18 protein-coding genes are annotated in these 13416 nt (G+C 65.2%); 10 read left to right on the forward strand and 8 right to left on the reverse strand.

Translation table 11 applies throughout. The features are described 5' to 3' along the window. Positions 1 to 34: 34 nt before the first annotated feature. Positions 35 to 1717 (forward strand): putative bifunctional diguanylate cyclase/phosphodiesterase, encoded by a 1683-nt coding sequence (locus tag O6Y00_RS18510; RefSeq protein ID WP_353444039.1) that lies wholly within the window; start codon positions 35 to 37, stop codon positions 1715 to 1717. Here the strand turns inward: O6Y00_RS18510 and O6Y00_RS18515 are convergent. The 4 genes from O6Y00_RS18515 to O6Y00_RS18530 are packed head-to-tail and all read right to left on the reverse strand — an operon-like array spanning position 1709 to position 4596. After that, a complete protein-coding gene (locus O6Y00_RS18515) occupies positions 1709 to 2887 on the reverse strand; it encodes a CCA tRNA nucleotidyltransferase (protein ID WP_353444040.1) in 1179 nt (392 codons plus the stop codon). The two genes, O6Y00_RS18510 and O6Y00_RS18515, sit on opposite strands and share 9 nt — an antisense overlap. Then, complete coding sequence (locus tag O6Y00_RS18520) at positions 2878 to 3474, reverse strand: CoA pyrophosphatase (RefSeq protein WP_353444041.1); 597 nt, start codon at positions 3472 to 3474, stop codon at positions 2878 to 2880. Before O6Y00_RS18520 ends, O6Y00_RS18515 begins: the two co-directional genes overlap by 10 nt. Next, complete coding sequence (locus tag O6Y00_RS18525; RefSeq protein WP_353444042.1) at positions 3471 to 4037, reverse strand: DUF1285 domain-containing protein; 567 nt, start codon at positions 4035 to 4037, stop codon at positions 3471 to 3473. The genes O6Y00_RS18520 and O6Y00_RS18525 overlap by 4 nt, the downstream gene beginning before the upstream one ends. Before the next feature lie 43 nt (positions 4038 to 4080). Beyond that, on the reverse strand, positions 4081 to 4596 hold the full coding sequence (locus tag O6Y00_RS18530) for a GNAT family N-acetyltransferase (RefSeq protein ID WP_353444127.1): 516 nt from the start codon (positions 4594 to 4596) through the stop codon (positions 4081 to 4083). A 101-nt stretch (positions 4597 to 4697) separates the two neighbouring features. Between O6Y00_RS18530 and O6Y00_RS18535 the strand changes: the two genes are divergently transcribed. From O6Y00_RS18535 to O6Y00_RS18545, 3 genes are read left to right on the forward strand one after another with little or no spacing between them, the layout of a single operon-like run. Continuing rightward, positions 4698 to 5330 (forward strand): glutathione S-transferase family protein, encoded by a 633-nt coding sequence (locus O6Y00_RS18535; RefSeq protein ID WP_353444043.1) that lies wholly within the window; start codon positions 4698 to 4700, stop codon positions 5328 to 5330. Positions 5331 to 5383: 53 nt separating this feature from the next. Beyond that, complete coding sequence (locus O6Y00_RS18540) at positions 5384 to 5755, forward strand: dihydroneopterin aldolase (protein ID WP_353444044.1); 372 nt, start codon at positions 5384 to 5386, stop codon at positions 5753 to 5755. 4 nt (positions 5756 to 5759) lie between these two features. Then, the gene (locus O6Y00_RS18545) at positions 5760 to 6035 is read left to right on the forward strand and encodes a Rossmann fold domain-containing protein (RefSeq protein WP_353444045.1); all 276 of its coding nucleotides are present in this window, start codon (positions 5760 to 5762) and stop codon (positions 6033 to 6035) included. Here the strand turns inward: O6Y00_RS18545 and O6Y00_RS18550 are convergent. Next, a complete protein-coding gene (locus O6Y00_RS18550; protein ID WP_435368646.1) occupies positions 6032 to 6928 on the reverse strand; it encodes a hypothetical protein in 897 nt (298 codons plus the stop codon). The genes O6Y00_RS18545 and O6Y00_RS18550 overlap by 4 nt on opposite strands. 224 nt (positions 6929 to 7152) lie before the next feature. Between O6Y00_RS18550 and O6Y00_RS18555 the strand changes: the two genes are divergently transcribed. The 5 genes from O6Y00_RS18555 (at position 7153) to O6Y00_RS18575 (ending at position 10283) form a co-directional block, all read left to right on the forward strand. Further along, on the forward strand, positions 7153 to 7830 hold the full coding sequence (locus O6Y00_RS18555) for an energy transducer TonB (protein WP_353444047.1): 678 nt from the start codon (positions 7153 to 7155) through the stop codon (positions 7828 to 7830). 80 nt (positions 7831 to 7910) lie between these two features. After that, positions 7911 to 8699, forward strand: a complete 789-nt coding sequence (locus O6Y00_RS18560; protein ID WP_353444048.1) for a MotA/TolQ/ExbB proton channel family protein — start codon at positions 7911 to 7913, stop codon at positions 8697 to 8699. Positions 8700 to 8788: 89 nt separating this feature from the next. After that, entirely contained in the window at positions 8789 to 9265 is a 477-nt protein-coding gene (locus O6Y00_RS18565; RefSeq protein WP_353444049.1) for an ExbD/TolR family protein, read from the forward strand. Between the two features lie 33 nt (positions 9266 to 9298). After that, entirely contained in the window at positions 9299 to 9727 is a 429-nt protein-coding gene (locus O6Y00_RS18570) for an ExbD/TolR family protein (protein WP_435368647.1), read from the forward strand. Between the two features lie 196 nt (positions 9728 to 9923). Further along, on the forward strand, positions 9924 to 10283 hold the full coding sequence (locus O6Y00_RS18575) for a tetratricopeptide repeat protein (RefSeq protein WP_353444051.1): 360 nt from the start codon (positions 9924 to 9926) through the stop codon (positions 10281 to 10283). Positions 10284 to 10499: 216 nt separating this feature from the next. Here O6Y00_RS18575 and dcd read toward each other — a convergent pair whose 3' ends face one another. Beyond that, on the reverse strand, positions 10500 to 11054 hold the full coding sequence (gene dcd / locus O6Y00_RS18580) for a dCTP deaminase (protein WP_353444052.1): 555 nt from the start codon (positions 11052 to 11054) through the stop codon (positions 10500 to 10502). A 159-nt stretch (positions 11055 to 11213) separates the two neighbouring features. Between dcd and O6Y00_RS18585 the strand changes: the two genes are divergently transcribed. Then, positions 11214 to 12113 (forward strand): Gfo/Idh/MocA family protein, encoded by a 900-nt coding sequence (locus O6Y00_RS18585; protein ID WP_353444053.1) that lies wholly within the window; start codon positions 11214 to 11216, stop codon positions 12111 to 12113. Between the two features lie 175 nt (positions 12114 to 12288). Here the strand turns inward: O6Y00_RS18585 and O6Y00_RS18590 are convergent, their stop codons facing one another. Both O6Y00_RS18590 and O6Y00_RS18595 read right to left on the reverse strand, forming a co-directional pair. After that, entirely contained in the window at positions 12289 to 12738 is a 450-nt protein-coding gene (locus tag O6Y00_RS18590) for a cytidine deaminase (protein ID WP_353444054.1), read from the reverse strand. Beyond that, complete coding sequence (locus O6Y00_RS18595) at positions 12735 to 13412, reverse strand: glycoside hydrolase family 25 protein (RefSeq protein ID WP_353444055.1); 678 nt, start codon at positions 13410 to 13412, stop codon at positions 12735 to 12737. Before O6Y00_RS18595 ends, O6Y00_RS18590 begins: the two co-directional genes overlap by 4 nt. Positions 13413 to 13416: the final 4 nt, after the last annotated feature.

Genomic DNA, 13416 nt, shown 5'->3' on the forward strand with positions numbered 1-13416 from the left:
GGGCGTCTTAACGAACACCGGGTACGGCAGTCTCATGGCTTCGACCGCCCCGGAAGCGTTAGCGCAACACATCGTCGCGACCGAACTGGTCGCACGTGCGCTCGAACTCATCCCGATCCCATCCGCCCATCTGGTCGTAATCGCCGGGCGGTTCGAGCTTTTCGCGATGAACCGCGCCTATCGGTTGGCTGGGCTTGGCGTGGTCGCGGAGCGGTCGCCGATGATTGCGGACCTTGGCCCCAGGATACTGGCCTTTCTCGAATCCACGCAGTTACGATCCGATTTCGACTGGGTGCTCGGCGACGCGATCGACTGCCGCCACTACCGGGTGACGATCGCCCGATCGTTCGCGGCGTTCCGCGATCGGTGCACGATCAGCTTCATCGATCACACGTCGCAGGTGCAGACCGAGCGCAGCCTGCGTCGCGAGATGACGACGGACAGCCTTACCGGGCTGGCGAATCGCGAAGGCTTCGCCGATCTGATCGAAGACATGGCGGATCACGCGTCCGGTGCGGTGCTTGCGATCGATCTCGACCGGTTCGGGCGACTAAACTCCTGTCTCGGATCGCTGGCGGGCGACGAGTTGCTGATCACCGTCGCGCGGCGGATCAAGGGGGCGTTGCGCGCGCGCGACACGCTCGCGCGGATCGGCGGCGATCAGTTCGGAATCCTCATGACGATCGACGATCGCGAGGAAGCGCACGCGCTCGCCGACCGGATCCAGCGGACGCTGACCACGCCGTTCCGACTGACCGATTACGAGATCAGCGTCGAATGCTCGGTGGGCATTGCCTATGGTGCCGACACGCCAGACGACAAGGTCGAGGTGATCCGCCACGCGCAGTTCGCGGTGAAGCGCGCCAAGGTGAGTGGACGCGCCGAAACCTACCAGACGCAGGATTTCGCGATCGCCCGCGCGCAGTTCGGCATGGAGACGATGTTGCGTCGGGCGATCGAGGATCGTCGACTCCGACTCGCCTACCAGCCGATCTGCGATCTTGCGACCGGACGGATCGTGTCGTTCGAGGCACTGGCGCGGTGGACCGACGACGAGGGCTGGGCGCATTCTCCGACCGACTTCATCGCGGTGGCCGAAGAATCGGGGCTGATCGTTCCGCTGGGGCGCTGGGCGATCGAGGAGGCGGCGCAAACGCTGGCGCGTTGGGACTCCGCCTATGGCGGCCCGTGCGGGGTAAAGCTGGCCGTGAACCTGTCGGCAATCCAGCTGCAGCGCGACGCGATCGCGCCGGTGGTGGAGGCAGCGCTCGCATCGACCGGGCTGAGCGGCGATCGCTTCACCCTCGAACTGACCGAGAGCGCGATCGTCACAGATCCCGATCGGATCGCTGGAACGATGCACGCGCTGAAGGCGCTCGGTACGACGCTGGCGATGGACGATTTTGGAACGGGTTATTCGAACCTGGCCTACCTGCAGAAGCTGCCGATCGACGTACTGAAGATCGACAGAAGCTTCGTCACGGGCATGCTCGCGGACCGCGACAAGGTTTCGATCGTCCGCGCGATCCTGAGCCTGGCGCAGGCGCTGGGTATGAAGACGACCGCCGAGGGAGTCGAGACGAACGAACTCGCGCAGACGCTCGCCGCGCTTGGCTGCACGTTCGGGCAAGGGTATTTCTACGCCCGGCCACTCGAGGCGGATGCGGCCTATGCGATGATTGCTCCAGCGACCATGCAAGAAATGGTTTCAGCGTAAGGCTGCGTCGACCTTCTCGTCGGCAATTACGTCTATCCGCGCCGTGTCGGGAAAGCCTTCTGCGATCCAGTGCGTTTCAACCTCGCGGAGCATCGCGGCGACGTCGGGGCCTTTGCGCAAGCCGCGTGCCACCAATGCGCCACCCGAGAACGGGAACGCGGGGGGCGCCCAGTCCTTGATTGCGGACACGTCCTCGCCGGCGATCAGCAGGCGATCGATCGCGCCGGTCGTCCCCACGCGGTAGGCGAGCGCGTGCGGGCCTTCGGTGCCGGGACCGGCGGTCGCGGCGATCAGGCGCTTGCGGTCGGTGTTGGAGAGTTTGAGGCGCGCGCCGACGGCTTCGGCTGTGGCGGGGGCGATCGCCACGGCGAGGCGACGGATCGGGTCCGGGGCGATGCCGGCCGCCGTCTCGCGGTCGGCCAACAGCGCGAGACGTTCTGCACCAGCAACGTCGATCTCGGGAAGCACCGCGCGAAAAATGCCGCGCTCGACCATCATCGCGACGACCGGGACGGCATTGGCGGCGATCAGTAGTTTCAGGACTTCGCTCGCGACGCGCTCACGTGAGAGCGCCATCAAGTCGTTGGCGCGGGTCGTGCAGGCGTCGAGGCCGGCCTGGTCGATCGCAGTGCCGAAGCGCGCGTGGAAGCGGAAGAAGCGAAGGATGCGCAGATGATCTTCGGCAATGCGCTGCAACGGGTCGCCGATGAAACGGACGCGCCGCGACGCGAGGTCATCGAGACCACCGAAATAGTCGAAGATCTCACCGGTCGCCGGATCAGCGTAGAGCGCGTTCATCGTGAAGTCGCGGCGCGCGGCATCTTCGCGCCAGTCGTCGGTATAGGCGATGATCGCGTGGCGGCCATCGGTCGAGACGTCGCGGCGTAACGTCGTCACCTCGACGGGACCACCTGCGGTGACCGCGGTGACGGTGCCGTGCGCGAGGCCGGTCGGTACCGCCTTGATCCGCGCGTCCTGGAGGCGATCGATCACCTCCTGCGGCGGCAGGCGCGTGGCGATGTCGACATCGGCGACGTCGATCCCGAGCAGCGTATCGCGCACCGCGCCGCCCACGAAGCGCGACTCACCCTCGGCCGCGCCAAGAACCTTGGTCAGTGCTTCAAGGCCGTCACGGTCGCGCCACGGCGCAGCCGGGAGTATCAAGACCACCTCAGGCGGCGCGCGAGGTTGACGATCATCGCCGCGGTCGCGCCCCAGATGCGGCGCTCGTTCCACAGGATCTCGTAATAATGCCGGTCGTGGCCCTGCCATTCGAGCGTCGCCTCGACGTGGTTCGCCTCGTCGAGGAGGAACGCTAGCGGGACTTCGAACACGCTGGCGACTTCCGCTTCGCTCGGTGTGAAGACCAGGTCGGGGGGAATGATGCCGATCACTGGCGTCACCTGAAAACCGGTGACGGTGCGGTAGCTGTCCGCCTCGCCGATCACGGTGACGCGGTCGCGAGGCAGCGCGATCTCCTCCTCGGCCTCGCGCAGAGCGGCAGTGACGACGTCTTCGCCGGGATCGATCCGGCCGCCGGGGAATGCGATCTGGCCGGGGTGGCGGCTCATCGTGTCGGTGCGCTGCGTCAGGATCACGCCGGGATCGGCGCGATCGGTCACTGCGATCAGTACTGCGGCGGGGAGCAGCGTATCGGTGGCGGTGAGATCACCGTCGTGCTGGTCGCCGGTCAGCAGGATCATGTGCGACCCGGTGCCCTTCGCCAGCGCCGCGGTCAGCCGTTCCGTCAGGCTCATGCAGCCGGCTCCAGCGGGAAGAACGCGCCGTCGCTCCAAATGCCCGGCGGCGTCGCATCGTCGGCGATCGCGCGTTCGGCAAGCTCGTAGTAGACCGGGCGGACGACGAGTGCCTCCAGCCCGCCGCGCACCGCGAGGTACGGGCGTGGGCCGTCAATATCCTCGATGAAGCGCAGCGGATGCTCCGGGCCTGCAGTGACGAAGTCGCCGGTGTTGAGCCGGAAGGCGAGCTTCGAGTCGCGACCGCTGCCCTCCGCCTTCATCTCGACCGCGATGAACGGCGCATCCTCGACCTCGATATCGAGCTTTTCTACGGGCGTGACGAGGACGTGGCTGCCGTCGGGCTCGCGGCGCAGGATCGTCGAGAACAGCCGGACCATCGCCGGGCGACCGATCGGCGAGCCCTGGTGATACCAGGTGCCGTCGCGCGCGATCCGCATCTCGCTGTCGCCGCAATGCGTGGGACTCCACTTCTCGACGGGCGGAAGCTTGGCCTCCTCGACCAGTTTCGCGATCTCGGCGAGGCTGAGCGAGGCGATGTCGGGAATGGGGTCCATGGGCATAGCGGCGGACTAGGCGGGCAGGGGGCCGAGGTAAAGCCGCGCCTTACACAGATGCGACGGCCGGCACGCGGGGGCCGAGCATCCCGGCGCGATCGGGCACTGCCGCGCCACGCGCGAGCAGGCGATGACGCTCGACCGGGCCGGGCGCGCGCCACCGTGCGGTGCGCTCGGCGGTGAAGCCGAAGAAGCGGCCATAATAGTCGGGGTCCCCGATCAGCATCAGCGCACCATCAAGGTCGAAGGCGGTTGCCGCGTCGAGCGCGTGCGCCATCAATCGGCGGCCGATGCCATCGCCCTGATGCGTCGGTTTGACCGCGACCGGGCCGAGCATGACGAGCGGGATCTCGCGGTCGTCTTCGATCAGCGCGATCGGCCAGCACTGGATCGACCCGACCAGTACGCCGTCCTCGATCGCGGCGAAACTGAGTGCAGCGATCGGCTTTGCCGTGCCGCGGATCGTATAGGCGGTGCGCGCGAACCGATCGGGCCCGAAGGCGCGGTCGAGCAGGAACTCGACCGCGGTCGAATCGATGCTGTCTAGGGGGACGAGAGTGATCACCGGCATCTCCAGCCCCTGGCATGGCCAACAGGGTGGCGCATGGACGACGGGGGCAGCGCGCTTTAACTTCGGGACGGCTGAACGCAAGGATAACCCGATCGATGAAGCTCTATGATTCACGCGGTGCCCCAAGCCCGCGCCGCGTCCGCGTCTTTCTCGCCGAAAAGGGGATATCGGTCGAACGTGTGACCATTGACCTGCGCGCGGACGAGCAGTTGCAGGATGCGTTCCTGGCGATCAACCCGCGGGGGGCGGTGCCGGCGCTCGAACTCGACGACGGCGAAGTGATTTGCGAATCGGCCGCGATCTGCCGGTATTTCGAGGCGCTGCACCCGGCGTCGTCGCTGTTCGGGACGACGCCGGTCGACATCGCGCGGATCGAATCATGGACCCGGCGGATCGAGAGTGATGGCTATGCCGCGGCGGTCTATGTCCTGCGCAACACCGTCGATGCGTTTCGCGATCGCGGGGCGGCGGGCAAGTGGCCGGCAATGCCGCAGATCCCCGAACTCGCCGCACGCGGCGTGATCATGTGGGACGTGTTCGTCGAGACGCTGGAGGCGCAGTTGGCGGACCGGCCGTGGATCGCGACCGATGCCTACAGCTTTGCCGACATCACGGCGCTGGTGACGATCGACTTCGCGGCGCGCTGCAAGCTGGCGTTGCCCGAGGAGGCGCGGGCGGTCCGGCGCTGGCACGCGGCGGCGACGGCACGACCAAGTTCTACCGCGTGACTTTCATCTCACCACGACTTTCTTCTACGCGCGCGTCTGCTAGAGGCGCGGCGATGGAAGACAGTCTTCAACTCGAAGTCCACGATCTCGAAGTGCAGGTGCTGACTGGCATCTATTCGGAGGAGACGCATCTGCCGCAGCCGCTGCGGATTTCGCTGACCGTCGACATGGTGTGTCCCAAACGGTTCGACCCAGACACGCTGCTGTCCGCGTCAAAGAATTATCTCGACCTGAAGAATGCGGCGACGACGGCGCTGCCGCCGGGTGTCCACTTTACGCTGATCGAGGGCGTGGCGGATCATATCTGCGAAACGCTGTTCCTGCAGGATGCGCGGGTGCTGCGCGTGCAGGTGAAGATCGTGAAGCTGGCGATCGCCGAAGCTGACGAGGCGATTGGCGTGACCCTCGTCCGCCATCGTCGTTGACGCGGTGCTGCTGCGGCTCGAAGCCGGCGGCGACATCGCGGCGCTGGTGCGGAATGCCAATGCCCGATCGCTCGTCGTGTCGATATCGCCTGCGCTGGATCCACTTGCTATGGCACAGGCGAGAGCGGCGATCGGGCCGCTCGCGGTCGAACTGGCACCCGCACGCCGGTTGAATGCGGTATTTCCGACCGAGACCGCCGCGGCCGCGCATATTGACGCCGCGGTCGAATTTCTCGATCAGGCGCGGTCCACGACCGGGCAGTTGCTCGACATCGCCTAGCTCTTGCGCGTCCGGCCGCAGGGTCCGAGCGCGTTCAGCACGAACGCATAATCCTCGCGCGCGATCGTCGCATCGGCGGCCTCGAGCGAGCTCGTGCTGCGCTCCGGCAAGGTCCGGGGAAGCGCGCAGGCAAGGCGGTACCAGAGCAGCGTCTCGACGGCCGGGGGCGCCGCCGATTCGTCGACGATTTCACTCAGCGCCACCGCCCAGCGGGGTTGCTCGCCGGGGCGACGCAGCACCGATAGCGATACCGGACGCTGGTCCGCGGTGGTCAGGAAGATCTGCGTCTCGCCTTCGCCTGGCAGCGCACCGGCAACGTGGAAGGCGTTGCCGATCCCGGTGATGACCGGCGGGGCGTCGGTCGCCAGCGCATCCTGGGCGATCTTGCGGGCGCGGGCGTCGAGCAGCGGGGTCCAGCCGAGTTGCGCATCGGGGGCGATGAGCTGAACCTGATTCACCGCGCCAGCGACGGGCCGCGCGAAGATCAGAACGCGCGCCTTTTTGTATTTGGGAACGCGACCGCCGGCATCCGGCGCCACATCGAGCAGATACCCGATTCGCGGCGGCAGCCCGTTTGCACCACGAATGAGCGCCGCGACATCGACCTCGACGTATAGTCTGACAAGGCCCGGTGCGAGATCCGGCGCTTCGGCAGGTTTGATCTTGGTCGTCGATCGAACGGTGGCGTCGGCGATCACCGGCGCCGCCAAAACGAGATCGGCCACGTCCGCATAGCCGATGCCGCCGCTCGTCGGCTGCTGCGCCGCACCACCGGGATTTGCCCCATTATCGGGAGAAACGCGGGCCTGCGACGGTGCCTGACGGGCATCGGTAGGCACGGCGAGGAGTGCGAACGCAAGGGCCGAAGCCGTAACGTGAAAGAGAATATTCATGCCTCCAAGCTACGCCAGCACGCCTGAACGATACAGAAATAATTCTGCCATGCTGAGGTTGTACGTTTGTTGCGTCCGACAAAGCGTTTGCGTGTCGCATGACGTGGCGATAGGACTAAGGCACTGCCCCGTGGTTATTCCGGCCAACGGCAGACGTACGTGCCCCGTGTTCAATGCGGGCATGTGTGTACGGAGCAGGCAGATTAAGGGAGTGTCGTTTCTGAATGGCCTATACTGACCAGAAGATGTCCGGAGGCAAAATCGTCGCGATCGTGATCGTCGCGCTGATCCATGCGGCCTTGGGCTATGCTTTCGTCACTGGCCTCGCGTATCAGTACGTGAAAAAGGCCCAGGAAAAGATGACGACGTTCGACGTGGAGCCGCCGCCGCCGCCGCCTCCACCCGACGAGCCCCCGCCGCCGCCACCCGACCAGCCAAACCTGCCGCCGCCGCCGACGACTGTCGTCACGCCGCCGCCGGTCGTTGTAACGCCGCAGCCAGCGCCCGCGCTGACGACGTCGAGCATCATTCCGCGGTTCCAGCCGACGGCGCCGCCAGCGCCGCCATCGCCAGCAGTAGCCCCCGCGCCACCTGCTCCGGTGGTCAGCAAGGCAGCCGGCGCAAAGGGTGATCCTGCGCAGTGGGTGTCGACGGATGACTATCCACCGAGCTCGTTGCGTGCCGAGGAAGAAGGCACCGTCGGGATTGCGTGGGACATCAACACGCAGGGTCGTGTCGAGAATTGCCGCGTAACGTCGTCGAGTGGGTCTTCCGCTCTCGATCGTGCGGCATGCGCGGCGATTACCCGGCGTGGGCGCTACGCTCCGGCGCTGGACCAGTCGGGCAACCCGATCCGGTCGAGTTCGTCGCGTCGCGTGACGTGGAAGATCCCGCCCCAGTAATCGGCGACCGTAACCGGCGACATCACACGCTGTCGTTTTTTGTTTCAGACATAGACCTATAGTCAGAGGACTAATCGACCATGATCACCACCATCCTTGCTGCGGCCGGGACCGCCGCTGCCGACGCCAACCCGTACGGCCTGCAAGCCGCACTTCGCGAAGGCGGCCTGATTTCCCAGACCGTGTTCGGCATCCTCGTTCTGATGTCGGTCGTGTCGTTCTACATCCTGTTCTCGAAGCTGTTCGAGCAGCAGAAGATCATCGGGCAGGGCAAGCGCGTCCGTCAGGCGTTCTGGTCGTCGAACAGCCTTCGCGAAGGTTCGGCCAAGCTCGACAAGAACTCGGCCTACAAGCAGATCGTCGACGACGGCCTGGCCGCCCAGGAGCAGCATTCGAAGCTGACCGATCCGGTCGAGGCGCATGACTGGCTGCACGGTTCGCTGGCCCGCTCGGAAGCCGCGATCAACTCGAAGCTGGGTGGCGGTCTCGCCTTCCTCGCGACGGTGGGTTCGGTCTCGCCGTTCATCGGTCTGTTCGGTACGGTTATCGGTATCTACCGCGCGCTCGTGAAGATCGGTGCATCGGGTCAGGCATCGATCGACAAGGTCGCAGGGCCGGTCGGTGAAGCCCTGATCATGACTGCCCTTGGTCTGGTCGTCGCGGTTCCTGCCGTGTTGTCGTACAACTGGCTGCAGCGTCGCAACAAGTCGATCGCAGAGGACCTGTCGGCCTTCTCGAACGACGTGCTCGGCTTCCTGGCCTCGAACGGCGCGGTTCGCCCGTCGATCGCTTCGGGCGTCAAGCCGGTCGCGACCAAGCCCGCTACCACGACCGCCGGTCAGGCTGGCGGCGTGCCGCGCGCCAACTAAGCCGCGAGAAGGTGGGGCTGCCGTCGGTAGCCCTGCTTCCTTTCCGCCGGCGGTACCGGTGGCGATTATATGAATAGGATAGTTCGCACATGGCGATGAGTGTTGGTGGCGATTCCACCGAGAAATCGATATCGGACATCAATACGACGCCGCTGGTCGACGTCATGCTCGTGCTTCTGATCATCTTCCTGGTGACGACGACCGTTGCGGTCCAGGCTGTGCAGCTGAAGCTCCCCGATGTCCGCTTCGATCCGACCACAACCAAGCCCGAGAACGTGTCACTGTCCGTGACGTCGGCCAATAACCAGTGCCAGGTGTACTGGGGGCTGTCGCCGGTCACGCACGAAGAACTGCTGCAGCGGGCCGTCGACAAGCTGAAGGCGGAGATCGCACGTCAGGGCGGTGTCAACGCGGCTGGCCTCGAATTGCCCGAGGCGCATATCCGCGGCGATGTTAACGCACCGTATCGCTGCATCGGTGCCACGATCTACACGATGCAGCAGGCCGGGTTCGCCCGGGTCGGCTTCATCTCTGAACCGCCTCCCGGCGGTACCACCGAACGCTGACGATCGCTCGGACGTATTTAGGAGTAGCATGCAATGGCAATGAGCGGCGGCAAAGAAGACGACGGCCCGATGATGGAAATGAACATGACGCCGTTGATCGACGTCCTGCTCGTTCTTCTCATCATGTTCATCATCACGATCCCGATCCAGACTCACGCGGTCAAGGTGGACCTTCCGGTCAACAGCAAGAATCCGCCATTGAACCCGGTTGATCCGCAGAAGAACAAGATCTCGATTGACGCTGCGGGTGTAGTCGCGTGGAACGGTTCTCCGGTCGACGAAGTCACGTTACGCCAGTATCTGGATCAGAGCGCGGGCATGACGCCTGAGCCTGAGCTTCACTTCCAGCCTGACCCGCAGTCGCGCTACGAAGTGGTCGATCGCACGCTTGCCGTGATCAAGCGGTCCGCGATTACCAAGCTCGGCTTCATCGGCAACGAGCAGTATCGCAACGACTTCTAGGTCGCGCTGCGTACAGTATTGAACGTCCAAAGGGTGGTCCTCCGGGGCCGCCCTTTTTCGTGGTCGTTGGCAAATTTGAAGCTGGCACGGTGAAGGATCTATTCAAATATTACACTTGTATGACAGTCATCGAAGTGACACACTAATGTCATAAAAATGAAACCTTCCAGCACGTGAAGGTCAGTGGAGATGAGCGATGCGCAAGACCGTCCTGTTCGTTCTCGCAGCCCTCGGCGCAGCGACGCCGGCTTTGGCAGTTCCGTCCGCGCCGGTTGACCGAACTGGGTATGTCGCGATCGCGGCTGGCGATCTGGCCTTGGCGGAACACCGTATCGTCGCCGAACGCCGGATCTACCCGCAGCGCCCCGAACTGATGTTGAACCTGGCGTCGGTCTATCACCGGACTGGACGTGAGTCCGAGGCCCGCGCGTTGTACGCCGCGGTCCTAGATCGTCCGGCAGTGGCGATGGACCTCCCCTCGGGGATAGTCATGTCGTCGCACGATCTGGCAAATCGTGCGCTCAGCGCACGCTTGCAGCAGATCGCAACCCGCTGATCAAACGGGGTTTGGCGACCAATAGCTCGTTAGTCTTGCAACGCAGGCGGAAGCCGAGTCTGGGTTTCCGCCTTCGAGAACGAAGAACCGTGCGCTTTGGTTTAGCTTACTCGGTGCCGATGAGACAATATCGGCGTAGCTGACGGTAGAGCTAATTGCTGTAGCCGCTGCGACGAGACGCCGCGCTTGCACGCGTTCATGCGCTTCAGGCGCACCCTAAAGCCGCGGCAGGGTCACCCCGCGCTGCCCCATATATTTCCCCGCGCGATCTGCGTAGCTCACTTCGCAAGGTTCGTTTCCCTTGAGGAACAGAAACTGGCAAGCGCCTTCATTCGCATAGATCTTGGCCGGCAACGGCGTGGTGTTCGAGAATTCGAGCGTCACATGGCCCTCCCATTCGGGCTCGAGCGGCGTCACATTGACGATGATCCCACAACGCGCATAGGTCGACTTGCCAAGGCAGATCACCAGAACGTCGCGCGGTACGCGAAAATATTCGACGGTCCGCGCAAGTGCGAAGCTGTTGGGCGGGATGATGCACACGTCGGTCTTGCGATCGACGAAGCTGTTCGCCGCAAAGTCCTTCGGATCGACGATCGCGCTGTCGACGTTGGTGAAGATCTTGAACTCGTCGGCAACGCGCGCGTCGTAGCCGTAGGATGACAGGCCGTACGAGATGCAGCCGTCGCGGCGTTGCGCTTCGTGGAACGGTTCGATCATCGCATCGCCCAGCGCGCGCTCGCGAATCCAGCGGTCGGACATGACTGTCATGATAGCTCCCTCTTCGCGGTGCGCTTTCGCGCGGATGGTGGTCGACGGCAAGTGGGTGCGTGTCGACAGCCGCCACATCCCCGGTAGAGACTCACGACGTTACGATGCGTAGCGACAGGCGACGCATACCTAGTGGCGATGCACGAGAAGGGAATGGCGATGCGGGTATTAATGAGTGGGCTGGGCGATATTGCGCGGAAGGCGTATCTTCCGGTGCTGGCGTCAATGCCGGAGATCGAGCTTCATCTGACGACGCGCGATCCCGCGGTTCTTGCTGAAGTCGGGGCACAATACCGGCTTCCACACCGCCATGACAGCGTGGCCGCCGCGCTGGCGACGACGCGGTTCGATGCGGCGTTCGTCCACAGCGCGACCGTCGCGCATCCGGCGACGGTGGAGGCGTTGCTCGATCGCGACGTCGCGGTGTTCGTCGACAAGCCGCTCGCTGACACGCTGGCCGAGGCGACAAGGCTGGTCGCGTTGGCGGAGTCCCGACAGGTCTTGCTGGCGGTCGGTTTCAACCGGCGGTTCGCACCCGATTACGCCTCGTTGCTCGATCGGCCGCGGTCGTTCATCCTGCTGCAGAAGCATCGACGCGCTCAACCCGACACCCCGCGCCGGGTCGTGTTCGACGATTTCATCCACGTCGTCGACACGCTCCGGTTCCTGGCGCCGGGGGCGACGCCGCGCATGACGACCGAGACGATCGTTCGCGACGGGATGCTGCACGGAGTCACGCTGACGCTGGCGGGGGACGGCCTCCACGCGATCGGCACGATGCAGCGCATGTCCGCCCTCGACGAGGAGCGGCTCGACGTGATCGGCGACGGAAGCAAGACATCGGTCGTCAATCTGTCCGATCGGTATACGCACGACGACGGCGAGACGCGTCACCGACGCGGCGACTGGACCCCGGTCGTCCGGCAACGCGGCTTCGAGGCGATGTGCGCTGACTTTCTGACGGGCGTGCGCGAGGGGCGCGCGACGGCGTCGGAGGACATTCTGAAAACGCACCGGCTTTGCGAGTCGATCGTCGCGCATGCCGAGCGGGTCCGGTAGCGAGGGCTCGCCTGCGCGACGCGTGGCCTCGAGTGGCAGTGAACCTTCCCGGCCAGGGGGCAGGCCTAGCCGCGGGGGGTAAGCGACCACCGATGCTTCGTGTAGTCCCTATCGGTCCCCGCCGTTGCCACCGCGCCCTGGCGGGGTCGTATCGGCTACGTCCTCGCAATCCGTCTTAGCTAATGCCTAAATCTGCCGGACCGAACGCGTCCGGGAGCAACTCCGACATGGTGTAAGTCCGGATCGCGTCGCCCTTGGCTGCCCCGCAATGCACCGGCAGGTCCCGGCCACCCATCTGCGCCGCCTCATTGATGACTTGGCGGCAGCGGCCGCATGGGCTGACGGGGGATGTGCCGGTCGCGCAGCCGTCGGCATCCATCGCGCCGCCGATCACGCCGATCGCGACGATATCGCGGAGCCGGCCCGCCGCGCTGGCGGTGGCGATCGCGACCGTCTCCGCACACAGCGACAAGCCGTAGCTGGCGTTCTCGAAGTTCGCGCCGGTGATCACCGTGCCGTCGTCGAGCAGCACAGCCGCACCGACCGCGAACCGCGAATAGGGCGCGTGAGCGTTGCGCGAGGCGTCGCGTGCTGCGGCCACGAGTTGCGTTGCTTGTTCGTTCATGATGCCACCACGTCCCAGTTCACTGGTCCCTCGATCCCGTCGATGCGGCGGAAATCGCTCGCGCGCCACATCCGCCACGGCCGCGCGGTGTAGTCGGGCTTGAGGATATTCTCCACCGCCCAGAGCGGCCGCGGGACGGCGTCCGACAGCGTGTATTTCGAATCCACCGCCTTGCTGATCCGCAGCATCACCGGCTGGCGGGTGTGCGTCTCCACCATCGTCACGAACTGCGCGATGTCCGCGATCAGCGTCGCGCGGCTGGGCCGCGCGGTGCAGTCGTCGTGGAACGCGATGTCGACCGCGGTCGGCAATGCGTCCGACGTCCGCGGCACGAAGGTGTTGAACGCGTTCGCCTGCTCGTCCGCGCGCTGGCACAAGGAATAGACGTGCACCGCGCCGCGGCGCAGGCCCGCGTCGGGCAACGCCGCCCAATTCGCCTCGAACGCCGGATCGCGGCGGTCGGTACCCGACGTCGCGACGATGTAGGCGAAGTCGGCGCCGCTCGCGCGTACCGTGCCCCATTCGACCGGGCCGGGGCTCTCGGCGAGGTCGATGCCCTGCAACGGGTAGTGCTTGACGTCGGGGTGCCAGCCGGTTGCCGCGGTCCAGCCGCAGATGCCGACGAAGCCGGTTGCGGCCAGCGCGGCCGCGAATTTCAAAAGTGCGTGAGCCATGGGT

Origin of the sequence: Sphingomonas faeni (genome assembly GCF_040407565.1) — a bacterium.
Taxonomy (GTDB): Bacteria; Pseudomonadota; Alphaproteobacteria; order Sphingomonadales; family Sphingomonadaceae; genus Sphingomonas; species Sphingomonas faeni_F.